This is a genomic window from Streptomyces sp. NPDC048461 (genome assembly GCF_055587105.1).
In genome coordinates this window covers 307843-325735 of the sequence record NZ_JBVJGW010000003.1, presented here as the reverse complement: position 1 = coordinate 325735, position 17893 = coordinate 307843, and the positions used below count along the sequence as shown (strand labels likewise).

Annotated in this window: 13 protein-coding genes; 6 read left to right on the top strand and 7 right to left on the bottom strand. The window is 73.7% G+C overall.

Annotation, left to right across the window (positions count from 1 at the left end; genetic code table 11):
- The 3 genes from ACZ6S8_RS07045 to ACZ6S8_RS07035 are packed head-to-tail and all read right to left on the bottom strand — an operon-like array spanning nt 1 to nt 2750.
- Nucleotides 1–891 carry an alpha/beta hydrolase gene (locus ACZ6S8_RS07045; protein WP_469453220.1) on the bottom strand — a complete coding sequence of 297 codons (891 nt, stop codon included), beginning with the start codon at nt 889–891 and terminating at the stop codon, nt 1–3.
- Entirely contained in the window at nt 888–1616 is a 729-nt protein-coding gene (locus tag ACZ6S8_RS07040) for an SDR family NAD(P)-dependent oxidoreductase (RefSeq protein ID WP_469453218.1), read from the bottom strand. Before ACZ6S8_RS07040 ends, ACZ6S8_RS07045 begins: the two co-directional genes overlap by 4 nt.
- Nucleotides 1617–1619: 3 nt before the next feature.
- Nucleotides 1620–2750, bottom strand: coding sequence for an LLM class flavin-dependent oxidoreductase (locus tag ACZ6S8_RS07035; RefSeq protein WP_469453217.1), 1131 nt, complete (start codon nt 2748–2750; stop codon nt 1620–1622).
- Nucleotides 2751–2845: 95 nt separating this feature from the next.
- Here ACZ6S8_RS07035 and ACZ6S8_RS07030 point away from each other — a divergent pair, with 95 nt between their 5' ends.
- From ACZ6S8_RS07030 to ACZ6S8_RS07020, 3 genes are all read left to right on the top strand, one after another.
- Nucleotides 2846–3442, top strand: a complete 597-nt coding sequence (locus tag ACZ6S8_RS07030; protein WP_469453591.1) for a PadR family transcriptional regulator — start codon at nt 2846–2848, stop codon at nt 3440–3442.
- Nucleotides 3443–3543: 101 nt separating this feature from the next.
- Complete coding sequence (locus ACZ6S8_RS07025; RefSeq protein ID WP_469453215.1) at nt 3544–4272, top strand: VWA domain-containing protein; 729 nt, start codon at nt 3544–3546, stop codon at nt 4270–4272.
- Nucleotides 4273–4288: 16 nt separating this feature from the next.
- Entirely contained in the window at nt 4289–4816 is a 528-nt protein-coding gene (locus ACZ6S8_RS07020) for a pyridoxamine 5'-phosphate oxidase family protein (RefSeq protein ID WP_469453213.1), read from the top strand.
- Between the two features lie 24 nt (nt 4817–4840).
- Here ACZ6S8_RS07020 and ACZ6S8_RS07015 read toward each other — a convergent pair whose 3' ends face one another.
- The 4 genes from ACZ6S8_RS07015 to ACZ6S8_RS07000 all read right to left on the bottom strand — a co-directional run bounded on the left by ACZ6S8_RS07015 (nt 4841) and on the right by ACZ6S8_RS07000 (nt 13822).
- Entirely contained in the window at nt 4841–6166 is a 1326-nt protein-coding gene (locus ACZ6S8_RS07015; protein WP_469453211.1) for a DUF1906 domain-containing protein, read from the bottom strand.
- 520 nt (nt 6167–6686) lie between these two features.
- Nucleotides 6687–8147 carry a glutamate synthase subunit beta gene (locus ACZ6S8_RS07010; protein ID WP_469453209.1) on the bottom strand — a complete coding sequence of 487 codons (1461 nt, stop codon included), beginning with the start codon at nt 8145–8147 and terminating at the stop codon, nt 6687–6689.
- A complete protein-coding gene (gene gltB, locus ACZ6S8_RS07005; RefSeq protein WP_469453589.1) occupies nt 8140–12687 on the bottom strand; it encodes a glutamate synthase large subunit in 4548 nt (1515 codons plus the stop codon). The genes ACZ6S8_RS07010 and gltB overlap by 8 nt, the downstream gene beginning before the upstream one ends.
- 403 nt (nt 12688–13090) lie before the next feature.
- A complete protein-coding gene (locus ACZ6S8_RS07000; protein ID WP_469453207.1) occupies nt 13091–13822 on the bottom strand; it encodes a VIT1/CCC1 transporter family protein in 732 nt (243 codons plus the stop codon).
- A gap of 271 nt (nt 13823–14093) precedes the next feature.
- Between ACZ6S8_RS07000 and ACZ6S8_RS06995 the strand changes: the two genes are divergently transcribed.
- The 3 genes from ACZ6S8_RS06995 to ACZ6S8_RS06985 are packed head-to-tail and all read left to right on the top strand — an operon-like array spanning nt 14094 to nt 17840.
- The gene (locus ACZ6S8_RS06995; RefSeq protein WP_469453204.1) at nt 14094–15080 is read left to right on the top strand and encodes an ADP-ribosylglycohydrolase family protein; all 987 of its coding nucleotides are present in this window, start codon (nt 14094–14096) and stop codon (nt 15078–15080) included.
- Nucleotides 15077–16687, top strand: coding sequence for an ADP-ribosylglycohydrolase family protein (locus tag ACZ6S8_RS06990; RefSeq protein ID WP_469453202.1), 1611 nt, complete (start codon nt 15077–15079; stop codon nt 16685–16687). Before ACZ6S8_RS06995 ends, ACZ6S8_RS06990 begins: the two co-directional genes overlap by 4 nt.
- Before the next feature lie 7 nt (nt 16688–16694).
- A complete protein-coding gene (locus ACZ6S8_RS06985) occupies nt 16695–17840 on the top strand; it encodes an ADP-ribosylglycohydrolase family protein (protein WP_469453201.1) in 1146 nt (381 codons plus the stop codon).
- Nucleotides 17841–17893 lie beyond the last annotated feature (53 nt).

Genomic DNA, 17893 nt, shown 5'->3' with positions numbered 1-17893 from the left:
CTATGTGGCCGCCACCCAGTCCGCGGCGGTCGCGAGCGCGGTGGCCCCGGCCGGCAGCGGCAGGCCCAGGAAGCCGTGGAAGACCCCCGGATGGAGCTGGACGGCGCAGTCCACGCCGGCCGCCCCGAGGCGGCGCGCGTACGCCAGACCCTCGTCGCGCAGCACGTCGCAGTCGGCGAGGACGATCAACGTACGGGGCAGGCCCGCGAGTTCGGTGTCGGGCGCGCACAGCGGCGACACGTGCGGGTGGGCCGGGTCGCCCCCGTAGCAGTCCCAGTACCAGGCCATGTGGGCGGCGGTGTGGAAGTACCCCGTCCCGTACGCCGCGACCGACTCCGTGGCCATCGACGCGTCCAGCGGCGGGTAGAACAGCAGCTGTCCGGCCGCGAGTCCGGGCGCGCGCAGCGCCGTCACGGCGGCCAGGTTGCCGCCGCTGGAGTCCCCCGCCACCACCACCCGGTCCGGGGCGCAGCCGAGCGCGGGCGCGGCGGAGCGGGCCCACAGCAGTACCGTCAGCGCGTCGTCGGACGCCGCCGGCCAGGGGTGTTCGGGGGCGAGACGGTAGCCGGCCGAGACGACGACCGCGCCCGAGGCCGCGGCCAGGCGCCGGCACAGGGCGTCATGGGTGTCGGGGCCGCACATCACCCAGCCGCCGCCGTGCAGGAAGACGACGAGCGGCCGGCCGGCGGCGCCCGGGCCCGGGTCGTACACGCGGACCGGGACGTCCGCGGCGGAGGCGTCGTACACGGAGGCGACCTCCGGGCCCCGGGGGCCGGGGACGGCCGCCGCCCGCAGGGCCGCCGCGTCGCCGGGGGCGGGGAAGCCGGCGGCCATCGCGTCGCACAGCCGCCGGGCCGCCGGGGAGAGCGGGTCGCCCGCACCGCCGCTCATCGGGCCGTCGTCCCGCCGTCGACGGTGAACTCGGCGCCCGTCACGTACGAGGAGGCGTCCGAGCAGAGGAAGCGGACGAGTTCCCCGACCTCCTCCGGCCGGCCCATCCGGCCGAGGGGGACGTGCGACCAGTCCCGGCCCGCGACCGACCCGGCGACCATCGGGGTGTCGATCGCCCCGGGGTGGACGGAGTTGACCCGGATGCGGTCCCGGGCCAGGTCCAGGGCCGCCGAGCGGGTCAGCCCGCGCAGCGCGAACTTGGTGGAGCCGTAGGCGGCGTGGCCCGGTATCCCGACCAGTCCGGCGGTGGAGGAGATGTTGACGATCGAGCCGCCGCCCGCGGCCCGCAGCACCGGCGCCACCGCCTGGATGCCGAGGAACGGACCGAGCAGGTTGACCCGCAGCAGCGCCTCGAAGTCCTCGGCCGTCTGGCGCTCCACGTGGGCGGTGCGCCACAGGGCCGCGTTGTTGACCAGCGCCGATACCGTGCCGAAGGCCTCGACGGCCGCCTCCACCACTTCGGCCCAGGACGCGGCGTCGGCCACGTCGTGGCGTACGAACAGCCCCTGCCCGCCGAGTCCGGCGGCCACCGCCCGGCCCTCCTCCTCCCGCAGGTCGGTGACGACGACCCGCGCGCCGGCCTCCGCGCACAGCAGGGCCCCGGCGGCCCCCTGGCCGCGCCCGGCACCGGTGATGACGACGACCTTTCCGTCCAGCGTGATCACGGCTCAGCCCTCCAGGGCACGGAAGTGCGGGATGACCTTCTCGCCCCACTGACGGACGGTCTCCATGCAGGCCTCCTGCGGGACGGTGCCCATCTGGATCAGGCACATGACCTCGTCGACGCCGATCTCGCGCAGCCGCTCCACGTAGGCGACGGCCGTCTCGGCGTTACCGTAGGCATGGTCGGCGTTGTAGGTGCCGGTGTCGACGGGGCGGGCCGGGACGTTCGCCTCGTGCAGCCGGGCGACGAGTTCCTCCCGGCCCCTGGCGAGGGCTGCCGCGTGTTCCCCGGCGGAGGCGTCCTCGGCGTACCCGGTGGGCGCGGGACCGCCGCCGTACCAGTGCGCGATGGACTCGGCGAAGAAGCGCTGCCCCCGGGTGCCCAGGCGCAGCGCCCGCTCGGCGTCGTCGAGGACGACGGTCGGACAGAGGGCGGAGAAGTGGTCGTTGACCACGGTGGAGACGAACCGGCCGCCGTCGCGGGCCGCGACGGCCCCGTCGTAGACCGTGCGCATCGCACGGACGTCGTCGGCGCCCGCGAAGCCCATCACCAGGGCGCCGATGCCCAGTTCGGCGGCGAGCCTGAGGGTGTCGCGGTTGGAGCAGGCCATGAAGAGCGGCGGGTGGGGGTCCTGGACCGGCCGGGGCAGGATCGCGCCGGGCCCGATGTCGAGGGAGCCGTGCCACTCGAACTCAGGCTCCCGCCAGGCGGAGGCGAAGATCCGCAGGGCCTCCTCCGTCTGCGGCCGGGTGTCCTCGGGCCGCACCCCGAACATGGACATCTCCTGGCGGGTGGCGCCGCGGCCGGCGCCGACGTCGACGCGGCCGCCGGAGAGGACGTCGAGCATCGCGGCGCGTTCGGCGACGCGCACCGGGTGCTGGTAGCCGAAGGGCATGGTGACCACGCCGTGGCCGATGCGGATCGTCCGGGTCCGGGCGGCCACCCAGGTCAGGAAGATCTCGGACGCGCTCATGTGCGCGTACTGGGTGAGGGAGTGGTGCTCGACGGCCCAGATCCGGTCGAAGCCCATCTCCTCGGCGAGTACGGCCTGTTCGACGCAGTCGTGGATGACCCGGCGCTCCCGCTCCGGGGTCGGGTCGACGAGCTGCGCTTCGAAGATCATCGAGAACTTCACGGAGCCTCCGGACTTCCTGGATGTATTTCGATTAGGCATACTCCTAGCAGTCATGCGTCACGGAGGGAAGGGCCGTCGCGGACACCGGTCGTAGACTGCGCTGCGTGGCAGACGAGACGAACAGGCGCACGCTCCCCGCGACGAGCTGGGCGGTGCTCGGGCTGCTCTCCTTCGGGGAGGAACTCTCCGGCTACGACCTGAAGAAGTGGTCGGACCGGTCCCTGAAGTTCTTCTACTGGAGCCCCTCCTTCAGCCAGATCTACAGCGAGCTCAAGCGGCTGGAGAACGCGGGATACGCCTCCTCGCGCCTGGTCGCCCAGGAGACCGGCACCCGCGACAAGCGCGTCTACCGGATCACCGGGGACGGCATGGCCGCCGTACGCGAGTGGGCCCGGGAGGCGGCGGTCGACCCGCCCGTCCTGAAGCACGGGCCGATGCTCCGGCTGTGGCTGGGCCACCTGCTGGAACCCGCCCAGATGCGCGAGGTCCTCCTCCGGCACCAGGAGTTCGCGGAGGACATGCGGCTGCGCGCGGTCGCCGACGCGCGGAGCGCGCAGGACGAGCCGGCGTGGGCGTATCCCGCCCTCACCCTCAAGTGGGCGGAGCGGTACTACGCCTCCGAGCGCGACCTCGCGGCCGCCATGCTCGACGACATCGAGGCGGCGGCGGCCGAGCGGGCCGACCGCCCGTAGCGGTGCCGGGGGGCACGGCCGTGGCGGCCGCCCCTGCACCCCGGGGCCCGCACGGATGTTCACCGGCGCCGGCCGGCGCGTCCTCCCGTACCCTCGGCCCCATGACGGGCAGCGCGATGGACCTCCGCACGGTCGAGGAAACGGCTCCGGCCCTCGTGAGCCTGTACAAGAGCGCCGGGGTCTCCCTGCGCAAGTACGGCCTGGAGGGCGGGCGCGCCGCGGTCTACCTGGTCCTCGACTACTCGGGGTCGATGCGTCCGTACTACGACGACGGCAGCGTCCAGGCCCTCGCCGACCGGGTGCTGGGGCTGTCGGCGCACCTGGACGACGACGGACGCGTCCCGGTCGTCTTCTTCTCCACCCAGGTCGACGCGGTGGAGGAGGTCTCCCTCGCCGGGCACGAGGGGCGGGTCACCGAGATCGCCTCCCGGCTCGGCCACATGGGCAAGACGGCCTACCACGCGGCGATGGACGCGGTGATCGACCACTACCTGGACTCCGGATCCACCCGGCCGGCCCTCGTCGTGTTCCAGACGGACGGCGGGCCGATCAACAAGCTCGCGGCGGAGAGGTACCTCTGCAAGGCGGCCCGGCTGCCGCTCTTCTGGCAGTTCGTCGGCTTCGGCAACACCCGCAGCTCGCAGTTCGACTTCCTGCGCAGGCTGGACGAGCTGCCGGTCCCGGGCCGGCGCGTCGTGGACAACGCGGGCTACTTCCACGCCGGCCCCGACCCGCGCTCCGTCGCGGACTCGGAGCTGTACGACCGGCTCGTCGGGGAGTTCCCCGCCTGGCTGGACGCGGCCCGGCGGCTGGGCATCACGGTGGCCTGAGGGGTTTCATGGCGGCATGACGATCACCAACTGGGCGGCCTTCGAGAAGGCAGAGCCGGAGTTCGCGACGGCGGTCCGGGACCGCTTCGCGCAGTACCCGCACCACGTCCTGGCCACCCTCCGCAAGGACGGGTCCCCCCGGGTGGCCGGGCTGAACGTCGACATCCGCGGCGGGGAACTGTGGCTCGGCATGATGCCGGGCTCGATGAAGGCCAGGGACCTCCAGCGCGACCCGCGCTTCGCCCTGCACACCAACCCGGGCGCGGGCGAGACGATGCCGGACGGAGACGTACGCGTCTCCGGACGGGCGGTCGAGGTCGTCGACCCGCCCGAGCTGCACCGGTACGCGGAGGAGACGGCGTCGGAGTCCCCGCACCCCTTCCACCTCTTCCACGCCGACCTGACGGAGGTCGTCCACATCGGCGTGGCGGGCGAGGAGCTGGTGGTGCGGTCGTGGACCCCGGCGGGCGGCCTGCGCACCATCCGCCGGGGCAACGACGACGAACCGGCCCGCGAGGATCCGCGGGAGCCGGCCGGCGGCTGACCGGATGCCGACCGGAGGCGCGGCCTAACTGAGCGGCAGGAGCGGCGGAAGGATCCCTCCGGTCCCGAGGACGGAGGGGTCCACCTCCACGCGGTTGCGGTCGATGTTGATGGTCACCCCGCCGTACGAGGCGTCGTGGTCGCCGCGGTACTGGTGGGCCCGGCGCGGTCCCGCCCACTGGGCGGTGCCCTTCGGCAGGCCCATGTCGGCGTCGGAGACGGAGGCCGTCCCGTTCCACCGGGCGACCCACAGCACGTCGGGCATGGCCTCGCGGGCCTGCTGGTAGTGGGCGCTCAGGGCCTTGACCCCGGAGCTCGCCGACACGTAGGCGGCAGACAGGTAGCGCAGCTCGTGCAGCCGGACGGTCCAGGCGGTCAGGTAGGCGACGACCGGGGCGTCCCAGGTGGCGCGGTCCGAGTAGTTCTCCAGGTCGTTGTAGAGGACGGTGCCCTCGGGCAGGCCGAGCGACCGGGCCGCGGCGACCGCGCCGTCGGCGGCGGAGCGGCCCTGCGCGTCCGCCTCGGAGGGATCGGTGGACAGGCCGGTGCTGGCGCTGTGCCAGGGCTGCGGGCCCACCCAGATCGGCATCAGATGCCAGCCGGCCTGGGCCTGCTTGCGCACCCAGCCCGCGGTGAGCTGCGGCTGCGCGCAGGCGCGGGCGCGGCCCCCGATGTAGATGCCGACCGCGCCGAAGGGGGACTCGGCCCGCCAGGTGTCCATGGAGCGCTGGGTGGGCGCGGTGCAGGCGTCGAAGCCCTGGCCGGTGAACGGCTTCTGGGCGGTGCGCAGCGCCGGAGCCGCGAGGGCGGCGGTGGCGGCGGGCGGACCGGCGGGGCCCACTGCGGACGCGCCGTCGACGGTACGGGCCCGGGCCAGGACCTCCCGTACGGTGCCGGGCGCGAGCCCGTAGGAGACGGTGGCCATGATCCCGGAGCGGCGCAGGGCGTAGCGCAGCTCGTTGCTGTCGGAACGGGGCGGGACCTCGGGCAGGGCCTTCACGGACTCCGCGAGCAGGGTCGGCACGTCGGCGCGCGGCGGGGCGCCGTCGAGGGGTTCGAGGTGCAGGGTGTCGGCCCGGCGGACGGCCGCCCGGCCGGTGCACTCGGCCTGGGTCCCGGCGTGGCCGAGGTACAGGGTGGGCAGGTCGAGGCGCAGGCAGGCGCCGGGGCTCCGGTCGAGGTCGACGACCCGCCAGTCGGCGGGGACGGAGAGCCGCAGCCCGCGGTAGTCGACGGTCCGCCCGTCGCCGGCGGCGTCCGGGGCGGCGGTGGCGGTGGCGGTGGTGAGCGGGAGGGGGAACAGCAGGGCGGCGCCGAGGAGGCCGCTCAGCAGCGTTCGGGTGGGGGCCATGCTGCCGATAGGTACCAGACGGCGACCCCCCTGAACTGCACCAAGCCACCCCGCGGACAGCCCACTGGCCCGTACGGCCTACGGCAGGCCGCGCCGACGCCCCGTGATGCGGCAGGACTTTCGACGGGTCGGCTCACGGCCCGGCAAACCGACCTGGGCACGCGCCCCGGACCAGCTCCAGTACGCGTTCACGCCCGGCACCTGCCCCCCGAACGCCACAGCGCCCGCCATCCCTGGTCGGGGACATGGCGGGCGCTGTGCCGGGGCTTCCGCACACCGTTGTACGGACCGTATGAGGGGTCCCGCCCTACGCGCGGGCGGGGGGGCCGACGGCCGGAGGCCGGCGCAGCCGGGCGAAGCCCGGGAGGCCGCCCGCGGCCGAGCGGTGCAAGCCCGGCGTCCGGAAGGAGCCATGGCGGGCGCTGTGTCGGGGTTTCCGTACACCGTTGTACGGACCGTATGAGGGGTCCTCCCGTTCGGGAGGGGCCCGGCGGCCCGGAGGCCGCCGGGGTGGGGCGGGTCAGACGGTGATGGAGCGGTCCGTCGGCTTGACCGGGTACGGCAGGGCGCTGGCGCCGGTCAGGAACCGGTCCACGCCGCGGGCGGCCGAGCGGCCCTCCGCGATGGCCCACACGATGAGCGACTGGCCGCGGCCGGCGTCACCGGCGACGAAGACGCCGTCGACGTTGGTCGCGTAGGCCGCGTCGCGCTCGATGTTGCCGCGCGCGTCCAGCGCCAGGCCGAACTGCTGGACCAGGCCGTTCTCCTGGTCCGTGCCGGTGAAGCCCATCGCCAGGGTGACCAGCTGCGCCGGGAGGACGCGCTCGGTGCCGGGCTTCGAGGTGAGCTTGCCGTCGACGAACTCCACCTCGGTGAGGTGCAGCGACTGGACGTTGCCGTCCGCGTCGCCCTCGAAGTGGGTGGTGGAGACGGAGTAGACCCGCTCGCCGCCCTCCTCGTGGGCCGAGGTGACCTTGTACAGCATGGGGAACGTCGGCCACGGCTGGTGCGTGGGCCGGTCCTCCGAGGGGCGCGGCATGATCTCCAGCTGCGTGACCGAGGCCGCGCCCTGGCGGTGGGCGGTGCCCACGCAGTCCGCGCCGGTGTCGCCGCCGCCGATGACGACGACGTGCTTGCCCTCGGCGGTGATGGGGGGCGCCATGAAGTCGCCCTCCTGCACCTTGTTCGCGAGCGGCAGGTACTCCATCGCGAAGTGGATGCCGTTCAGCTCGCGGCCCGGGACCGGGAGGTCGCGGGAGACCGTGGCGCCCGCGGCGATGACCACCGCGTCGAACCGCTTGCGCAGGTCGGTGGCGGTGATGTCGCGGCCGACCTCGATGCCGGTACGGAACTTGGTGCCCTCCGCGCGCATCTGCTCGATGCGGCGGTTGATGTGCACCTTCTCCATCTTGAACTCGGGGATGCCGTAGCGCAGCAGCCCGCCGACGCGGTCGGCGCGCTCGTACACCACGACCGTGTGCCCGGCCCGGGTCAGCTGCTGGGCCGCGGCGAGACCCGCCGGGCCGGAGCCGATGACGGCGGCGGTCTTGCCCGACAGCCGCTCGGGCGGCTGCGGGGTGACGCTGCCGTTGTCCCACGCCCGGTCGATGATCGAGACTTCGACGTTCTTGATCGTGACGGCCGGCTGGTTGATGCCGAGCACGCACGCCGACTCGCAGGGAGCCGGGCACAGCCGCCCGGTGAACTCCGGGAAGTTGTTCGTGGCGTGCAGGCGCTCGGACGCCGCCGTCCAGTCCTCGCGGTACGCGAAGTCGTTCCACTCGGGGATCAGGTTCCCGAGCGGGCAGCCGTTGTGGCAGAACGGGATGCCGCAGTCCATGCAGCGGCCGGCCTGCTTGCTGATGATCGGGAGCAGCGAGCCCGGAACGTAGACCTCGTTCCAGTCCTTCAGGCGGTCGGCCACGGGACGGGTGCAGGCGGTCTCGCGCGCTGTGGTGAGGAAGCCCTTCGGGTCAGCCATGGGTCGCCGCCTCCATCATCTTCTCAGTGGTCTCGGACTCCGAGAGTCCGGCCAGCTCAGCGGCGTCCTTGGCGGCGAGCACTGCCTTGTACGTGGTCGGGATGATCTTGCTGAATCGATCCGCCGCAGCGGACCAGTCAGCGAGGAGCTTCGCGGCCACGGTCGAGCCGGTCTCCTCCTCGTGGCGGCGCACCACACCGTGCAGCCACTGCTTGTCCGTGTCGGACAGGTCGGTCTCGACCGCTCCCGCGTTGCCGACGTTGACGTTGTCCGGGTCGAGGTCGATGACGTACGCGACGCCGCCCGACATGCCGGCCGCGAAGTTGCGGCCCGTCTCGCCGAGGACGACGGCCTGGCCGCCGGTCATGTACTCGCAGCCGTGGTCGCCCACGCCCTCCGAGACGACCAGCGCACCGGAGTTGCGGACGCAGAAGCGCTCGCCGGTGCGGCCGCGCAGGAACATCTCGCCGCCGGTCGCGCCGTAGCCGATCGTGTTGCCGGCGATGGTCGAGTACTCGGCGAGGTGGTCGGCGCCGCGGTCCGGGCGGACCACGATCCGGCCGCCGGAGAGGCCCTTGCCGACGTAGTCGTTGGCGTCGCCCTCCAGGCGGAGCGTGACGCCCCGCGGGACGAAGGCGCCGAAGGACTGGCCGGCCGAACCGGTGAAGGTCAGGTCGATGGTGTCGTCGGGCAGGCCCGCGCCGCCGAACCTCTTCGTGACCTCGTGGCCGAGCATCGTGCCGACGGTCCGGTTGATGTTGCGGATCGCGACCCGGGCGCGCACCGGCTGGGCCTGCTCGGCCGCGTCGGCGTTCAGCGCGTCGGCGGCGAGCTTGATCAGCTCGTTGTCGAGAGCCTTCTCCAGACCGTGGTCCTGCTCGATGAGGGCGTGGCGCACCGCGCCCTCGGGCAGCTCGGGCACGTAGAAGAGGGGCTCCAGGTCGAGGCCCTGCGCCTTCCAGTGCGTGACGGCCTTGGTGGTGTCGAGCAGTTCGGCGTGGCCGACGGCCTCTTCGATGGTGCGGAAGCCCAGCTCGGCGAGGATCTCGCGGACCTCCTCGGCGATGAACTCGAAGAAGTTGACGACGAACTCGGGCTTGCCGGAGAAGCGGTCGCGCAGGACCGGGTTCTGCGTGGCGATGCCGACCGGGCAGGTGTCCAGGTGGCAGACGCGCATCATGACGCAGCCGGAGACGACGAGCGGCGCGGTCGCGAAACCGAACTCCTCGGCGCCCAGCAGCGCGGCGATGACCACGTCGCGGCCGGTCTTGAGCTGGCCGTCCGTCTGGACCACGATGCGGTCGCGCAGCCCGTTGAGCAGCAGCGTCTGCTGGGTCTCGGCGAGGCCGAGCTCCCAGGGACCGCCCGCGTGCTTCAGCGAGGTGAGCGGGGAAGCGCCCGTACCGCCGTCGTGGCCGGAGATGAGGACGACGTCCGCGTGGGCCTTGGAGACGCCGGCCGCGACCGTTCCGACGCCGACCTCGGACACGAGCTTCACGTGGATGCGCGCGGCCGGGTTGGCGTTCTTGAGGTCGTGGATCAGCTGCGCCAGGTCCTCGATGGAGTAGATGTCGTGGTGCGGCGGCGGGGAGATCAGGCCCACGCCCGGCGTGGAGTGCCGGGTCTTGGCCACCCACGGGTAGACCTTGTGGCCGGGCAGCTGGCCGCCCTCGCCGGGCTTGGCGCCCTGCGCCATCTTGATCTGGATGTCGTCCGCGTTGACCAGGTACTCGCTCGTCACACCGAAGCGGCCGGAGGCGACCTGCTTGATGGAGGAGCGGCGCGCCGGGTCGTACAGGCGGTCCGGGTCCTCGCCGCCCTCACCGGTGTTGGACTTGCCGCCCAGCTGGTTCATGGCGATGGCGAGGGTCTCGTGGGCCTCGCGCGAGATCGAGCCGTACGACATGGCGCCGGTGGAGAAGCGCTTGACGATGTCGGCGACCGACTCGACCTCGTCGACGGAGATCGGCGGACGGGCCGCCGCGCCCTCGGTCTTGAAGCCGAAGAGGCCGCGGAGCGTCATGAGGCGCTCGGACTGCTCGTTCACCCGGTCCGTGTACTGCTTGAAGATGTCGTACCGGCGGTTGCGCGTGGCGTGCTGGAGGCGGAAGACCGTCTCCGGGTCGAACAGGTGCGGCTCGCCCTCGCGGCGCCACTGGTACTCGCCGCCGATCTCCAGCGCGCGGTGCGTGGCCGCGATGCCGGAGGCCGGGTACGCCTTGGCGTGGCGCGCGGCCACCTCCTTGGCGATGACGTCCAGGCCGGCGCCGCCGATCTTGGTGGCGGTACCGCTGAAGTACGCCCCGACGAACTCCTCGTTCAGGCCGACGGCCTCGAAGACCTGGGCGCCGCGGTAGGAGGCGACGGTGGAGATGCCCATCTTGGACATGACCTTCAGGACGCCCTTGCCGAGCGCGTAGATCAGGTTCTTGATGGCCTGCTCCGGCTCCAGGCCGGACAGGAAGGTACCGGCGCGCAGCAGGTCCTCGACGGACTCCATGGCGAGGTACGGGTTGACCGCGGCCGCGCCGTAGCCGATGAGGAGCGCGACGTGGTGGACCTCACGGACGTCGCCGGCCTCGACCAGCAGGCCCACCTGGGTGCGCTGCTTGGTGGCGATGAGGTGGTGGTGCACGGCGGAGGTGAGCAGCAGCGACGGGATCGGCGCGTGCTCGGCGTCCGAGTGCCGGTCGGAGAGGACGATCAGGTGCGCGCCGTTCGCGATGGCCGCGTCGACCTCGCCGCGGATCTCGTCCAGGCGGGCGGCCAGCGTCTCGCCGCCGCCGGAGACCCGGTAGAGGCCGGAGAGCGTGGCGGCCTTCATGCCGGGCATGTCGCCGTCGGCGTTGACGTGGATGAGCTTGGCCAGCTCGTCGTTGTCGATGACCGGGAAGGGCAGGGTCACGCTGCGGCAGGACGCGGCGTTCGGCTCCAGCAGGTTGCCCTGGGGGCCGAGCGAGGACAGCAGCGAGGTGACGAGCTCCTCGCGGATGGCGTCCAGCGGCGGGTTGGTGACCTGCGCGAACAGCTGCGTGAAGTAGTCGAAGAGCAGCCGGGGCCGCTCGGACAGGGCCGCGATCGGGGAGTCCGTACCCATGGAGCCCAGCGGCTCGCCGGCGGTGCGGGCCATCGGCGCGAGGATGACGCGCAGCTCTTCCTCGGTGTAGCCGAAGGTCTGCTGGCGGCGGGTGACCGAGGCGTGGGTGTGCACGATGTGCTCGCGCTCGGGCAGGTCCGTCAGCTCGATCTCGCCGGTCTCCAGCCATTCGGCGTACGGAGCGGCGCCGGCCAGCTCGGCCTTGATCTCGGAGTCCTCGATGATCCGCTTCTGGGCGGTGTCGACGAGGAACATCTTGCCGGGCTGCAGGCGGCCCTTGCGGACGACCTTGGCCGGGTCGATGTCGAGCACGCCGACCTCGGAGCCGAGGACGACGAGGCCGTCGTCGGTGACCCAGTAGCGGCCGGGGCGCAGGCCGTTGCGGTCGAGGACCGCGCCGACCTGGGTGCCGTCGGTGAAGGTGACGCAGGCCGGGCCGTCCCAGGGCTCCATCTGCGTGGAGTGGTACTTGTAGAACGCGCGCAGCGCCGGGTCCATGGAGGTGTGGTTCTCCCACGCCTCCGGGATCATCATCAGCACGCTGTGCGGCAGGGAGCGGCCGCCGAGGTGGAGCAGCTCCAGGACCTCGTCGAACGAGGCCGAGTCGGAGGCGTCCGGGGTGCAGATCGGGAAGATGCGCTCCAGGGCGCCGTCGCCGAAGACTCCGGAGGCCAGCTGGGACTCGCGGGCCTTCATCCAGTTGCGGTTGCCCTTGACCGTGTTGATCTCGCCGTTGTGCGCGACGAAGCGGTACGGGTGGGCGAGCGGCCAGGACGGGAAGGTGTTCGTCGAGAACCGGGAGTGGACCAGGGCGAGCGTCGACGCGAAGCGGCGGTCGGAGAGGTCCGGGAAGAAGGGCTCCAGCTGGCCGGTGGTCAGCATGCCCTTGTAGACGATGGTGCGCGCGGAGAGCGACGGGAAGTACACCCCGGCCTCGCGCTCGGCGCGCTTGCGCAGCACGAACGCCTTGCGGTCCAGCTCGATGCCGGTGCTCCCGTTGCTGACGAACAGCTGGGAGAAGGCCGGCATGGTGGCGCGGGCGCCGTTGCCGAGCAGGTCGGGGGTGACGGGCACCTCGCGCCAGCCGAGGACCGTGAGGTCCTCCTCGGCGGCGATGGCCTCGATCTGCGCGACGGCCTGTGCGGAGCCGTCGGCGGGCAGGAAGGCGATGCCGACGGCGTACGCGCCGGCCTCGGGGAGCTCGAACCCGGCCACCTCGCGCAGGAACGCGTCCGGCACCTGGGAGAGGATTCCGGCGCCGTCGCCCGAGTCGGGCTCGGAGCCCGTCGCGCCGCGGTGCTCGAGGTTCCGCAATACGGTCAGCGCCTGCTCGACCAGCGTGTGGCTGGCCTCGCCGCTGAGGTTGGCCACAAAGCCGACGCCGCAGGCGTCGTGCTCGTTGCGCGGGTCGTACATGCCCTGCTGGGCGGGGCGACCGTCCATGGGCGACCAGGCGGTGGTGCTGGGGCCGGTCGCGGAGTGCGTGGATGCGGAACGCATCGGCTCTCCCGTCGTCGTCGTGGCATATGTGCATAGCCGAGGGACGACGTTGGCCCTCTGCGAAATTTCGTGCAGATTACATGATGACGACAATCCCGAGAAGCGGATATGCCATTCCAGCATGCGGACAGTGCACGGGCAGAAAAGTGGGGACCTTCGCGGGCGAATCAGGTGACGATCACGGGCCGAAGGTCCCGGCGCGAGGGGCATCGTTGCCCCTGGGGCGCGCCTCCCGGCAGGGACCGGGGGGACGCCATGGTGTGATGCCCGGCGGACACGGAATCGAAACCGCCGAGTAACGAACTACTTATGTCGCGTACTGCATAGTGTCTCACTCCCTGCGCGGTCAGCCTACGGCCCCACCGATCCAGGTTCCCAGGATGTACGTCACACCCGCGGCCGCGCCACCCAGGACGAGCTGGCGCAGCCCGCTGTACCACCAGGACCTGGCCGTGACCCGCGAGACGACCGCACCGCAGGCGAACAGCCCCACCAGCGCGAGCAGCACCGCCGGCCACAGCGACACGGCCCCGAGCAGGTACGGCAGCAGGGGCAGCAGCGCGCCGAGCGCGAAGGAGCCGAACGAGGACACCGCGGCGACCATGGGCGACGGCAGGTCCTCGGGGTCGATCCCGAGCTCCTCGCGGGCGTGGATCTCCAGCGCCTGCTCCGGGTCGCGGGAGAGCTGCATGGCCACCTCGCGGGCGAGGGAGGGGTCGACGCCGCGCGAGACGTAGAGCTCCGCCAGCTCCTCCATCTCGTCGACGGGGTGCTTGCGCAGCTGCTGGCGCTCCACGTCGAGCTCCGCGAGCACCAGCTCGCGCTGCGAGGCCACCGAGGTGTACTCGCCGGCCGCCATCGAGAACGCGCCGGCCGCGAGGCCCGCCAGCCCGGTGATCACCACGACGTGCGGGGCGACGGCGCCGCCCGCGACACCGGTCATGAGGGCGAGGTTGGACACGAGCCCGTCCATCGCACCGAAGACAGCCGGGCGCAGCCATCCGCCGTTGACGTCGCGGTGGGTGTGGTTGTCGCGGTGGGCGGTGTGCAGCGGTGCTTCGGTGTCGATGATGGACATGGCGGTGCTCTTCTCCCCTTTTGTACGAGTGGGTACGCGAAGCCGCCGCGCGGCCGACGCGCGGACACCCACTCCCCCTGAACACCTCGAACCTACGCACGATTTTTGCCGCCCGCCAGCAAGGAAGGCCGTACTTACCTGCGGTTTTGCGGCTCGGCGACCGGGTGACGAGAACCCGCGCGGGGTGTTTCGCGGCGAGCGACAAACCAGATGTCATGGCACAAATCCCCCAAGGGCTCATCATGAGTCCCATCAAGTGGAGAGGCGCGCCATGGAGCTGACTGCATGCAATCCGCAGGTCCTCCTCGAACGGGCCAGGGGTGCTCTTCTGGGACTCGCGGTGGGTGACGCGCTGGGCGCCCCCGCGGAGAACATGAAGCCGTCGGAGATCCGGGCCAAGTGGGGCCGCATCGAGGGCTTCGTGTCGGACGACCCGGCGGGCACCGACGACACCGAGTACGCGATCTTCTCCGGGCTCCTGCTGGCCCGGCACGGCACGGCGCTCACCGTCGCCCACGTGGAACGGGCCTGGCACCACTGGATCGCGGACCTCGACGAGGGCCCCTTCCGCGGCGCGGGCTTCTCGGAGCGCGGCACCCTGGAGAACCTCCGCCGGGGCCTCGCGGCCCCCATCTCCGCGCAGCACCGGCACGCCTGGTCGGACGGGCTGGCGATGCGGGCGGCCCCCTTCGGGGTCTTCGCGGCCGGCCGCCCCGCCGAGGCGGCGCGGCTCGTCGCGATCGACGGCTGCGTGAGCCACGACGGGGAGGGCATCTACGGCGGCCAGGCCGTCGCGGCGGGCGTCGCGGCGGCCATGGCCGGCGGGTCCCCGGCCTCCGTGGTCTCGGCGGCGCTGTCCGTCATCCCCTCCGACTCCTGGACGGCCCGCTCCCTGCGGCGCGCGGTGACCGCCGCCCCGCGCGGCGAGCGGGCCGTGCGCTCGGCCGTCGTCATCGGCGGCTACCCGTGGACGGACCTGGCACCCGAGGCGGTGGGGCTGGCCTTCGGCGCGTTCGCCTCGTGCGGGGGCGACTTCGCCGGCTCCGTACTGACCGCCGTGAACATGGGGCGCGACGCGGACACCACGGCCGCGGTCGCGGGCGCGCTGGCCGGCGCGATGTCGGGCGCCCCGGCGATCCCCGACGCCTGGGCGGCGGCCATCGGCCCGGTCCGCGGCAGCTGCCTCCCCTCGATGCGGGGCTACCACGTCCTGGACATCGCGGACCTCCTCACCCCCGAATACGAGACCCCCCGATGACCCCGCCCCCGTACACCCCGGACCCCGCGACACCGGCACCCCACCCCGCCCCGGCCCCGGCCGACCCGGCTCCCGCCCCGGCCCCGGCTCCCGGCCGCCCGGGGGCCCCGGGGGCCGGGGCCGCGCGCCCCGCTCCCCCGCGCTGGACGGCCGCCGCCCCGCGGACCGCCGTACCGGCCCCGGACGCCCCGGACGCCCCGGACGCGCCCGGCGGCCCGCACGCACAGGACGCCCCGGACGGGCGGGGCGCCGCGCCGGACCCCGCCCCGCCGGACCCCGCCCCGCCGGGGATCCCCGGCCCGGGCGGCGGCCCGGAGCCGCGTGCCGCCGCCGCGGGGCTCGCGGCCGTACCGGACTCCGCGCCGCGAGCGCCCCGTACGGCCGGGGTCCGGATCGCCGAGCGGCCGGCCGGGCCCCCCGCGGAGCTCCCCCGCCCGGAGACCCGTACCGCCGCGGACGCGGCCGGCGGCGCGATCGGCCGGCGGCGGATCGAGGGGCTGCTGCTCGGGCTCGCTGCCGGGGACGCGGCCGGCTGGCCGGCCGCCCGCCACCGCGCCAGCCGGATGCCCGAGTGGACCCGGCGCCTCACCCGGGAGCTCGACACCTTCGCCGAGCAGAACGCCACCACCACCCTCCCCGTCCCGATCGCCCTCAACCAGCCCCCGGAGCCGCTGCGCCTCGGCCCCAGCGACGACGCCGAGTGGGCGGCCTTCGCGGCCGAGTCCGTGCTCACCGCCGCCGGGGTCCTGCTCAGCGACCTCTCCCGGTCCCGCCGCATGCGCGCCGCCATCGACCTCGCGTGGAACGCCCTCGCCTCCGAGGTCGCCGCGGCCGCGGAACGCGCCCCCGAGGTGGAGTCCGCCGTACTGCCGCTCCGCGCCCGGATCTCCGTCCGCGCCGGCCTGGGCAACCTCGCCGCCGGCCTGCGCCCGCCCGCCACCGGCCACGACAACCCGCACTACTTCGACGACGCCGCCTGCGTCCGCGCCTGCGTCCTGGCCGTCGTCCACCCCGGCTCACCGGCCGCCGCCGCGGACCTCGCCGAGTTCGACGCCCGCTACACCCAGGACGGCGACGGCGTCCACGGTGCCCGCGCGATGGCCGCCGCGATCGCCACCGCCCTCGCCGGCGCGGACGTCGACGCCGCCGTCGAGGCCGCCCTCGCCCAGCTCCCCGAGTCCACCGAGATCGGCCGCAACGCCCGCCACGCCGTCGGGCTGGCCCGCACCCACCTCGGGACGGACGCCGACGGCGGCGCCTTCGCCATCGTCCCCACCCTCGAACACGAGATCGTGGACCACGTCTACAGCTACGGGATCGCCGCCGCCGAGACCGTGCCCGTCGCCCTCGCCCTCGCGACCGCCGCCCGCGGCAGGGTGGCGGAGGCCGTTCCGGCCGCCGCCTGCCTGTCCCGCGTCGCGGACTCCGCCCCCGCCCTCGCCGGCGCCCTCACCGGCGCGCTCGGCGGCGGCGACTCGATCCCCGCCGCTTGGCGCGAGGCCTGCCGGACCCTGTCCGGCTGCGCCCTCCCCCGCCTCGCCGGCACCGACCTCGTCGCACTCGCCGCGCTGCTCGCGCGTACGGAACTCACCTCACCCAAGGGATGATTCGGACATGACGCTCACGTTGGAGGACCGGGCCCACGGCGCCCTCGTCGGAGCCGCCGTCGGCGACGCGCTCGGCGGCCCGGTCGAGGGCTGGACCCCGGACCGGATCGTGGAACGGCACGGCGGCCGCGTCCACGGCATCGTCGGACCCTGGTACGAGGACTGGCGTACGGCACGCCCCATCGCCCCGTACCACAAGGGCGACGGGCACGTCACGGACGACACCCTGATGACGCACGCGCTGGTACGGGTCTACGAGGCCGTGCGCGACCACCTCGACGCCTACGCGGTCGCCGACCACCTCGTCCCCGACCTGATGGGCAACCCCCGCTGGATCCCCGAACTGGAGGCGGAGGCGCTGCCGTTGCAGCGGATCTTCCTCGCCGAGAAGTGGATCGTGACCCGGCTGCACTACGGGCACGTGGACCCGCGCGAGGCCGGCAGCGGCAACATCGTCAACTGCGGCGCGGCGATGTACATGGCGCCGGTCGGCATCGTCAACGCCGGCAACCCGGAGGGTGCGTACGCGGAGGCGCTGGACGTCGCGGGCGCGCACCAGTCCTCGTACGGGCGGGAGGCCGCGGGCGTGTTCGCGGCGGCCGTGGCGGCGGCGTGCGTCCCCGGCGCCACCGCCGCCTCGGTGGTGGACACCGCGCTGGCCCTCGCCAAGGACGGCACCCGCGCGGCCATCGCGGCGGTCGCCGAAGCGGCCTCCCGCCACCGGGACTTCGAGTCGGCCCTGGTCCCGCTGCGGGCGGCGGTGGCCCCGTACGACTCGGTGGGCCCGGACTACCGCAAGCCGTCACTGGGCGCCCGGCGCCCGTCCCGGCTCCACTCCATCGAGGAACTCCCCGTCGCGCTCGGGATGCTGCTGATCGCGGACGGCGCGTACGAGCCCTCGGTGCTCGGCGCGGTCAACTACGGCCGCGACTGCGACTCCATCGCGACGATGGCGGGCGCCGTCGCCGGGGCCCTGGGCGGGGAGTCCGCCGTCCCCGAGGCGTGGGCCAAGCAGGTCGCCGAGGCCAGCCGCCTCGACCTGCGCGCGCCGGCGGCCGCGCTGGCCGCGGTGTCCCGCGAGGTCTTCGCCCTCGACCGCTCCCGCCGCCGCACCCACGAGGCGGCCTTCACCGCGATCGCCGCCCCCCGGTGAGCCGCCCGCCCACCGCGCCCCCGGCGCCCGGGACCGCGCCCGCCGCCACCCGG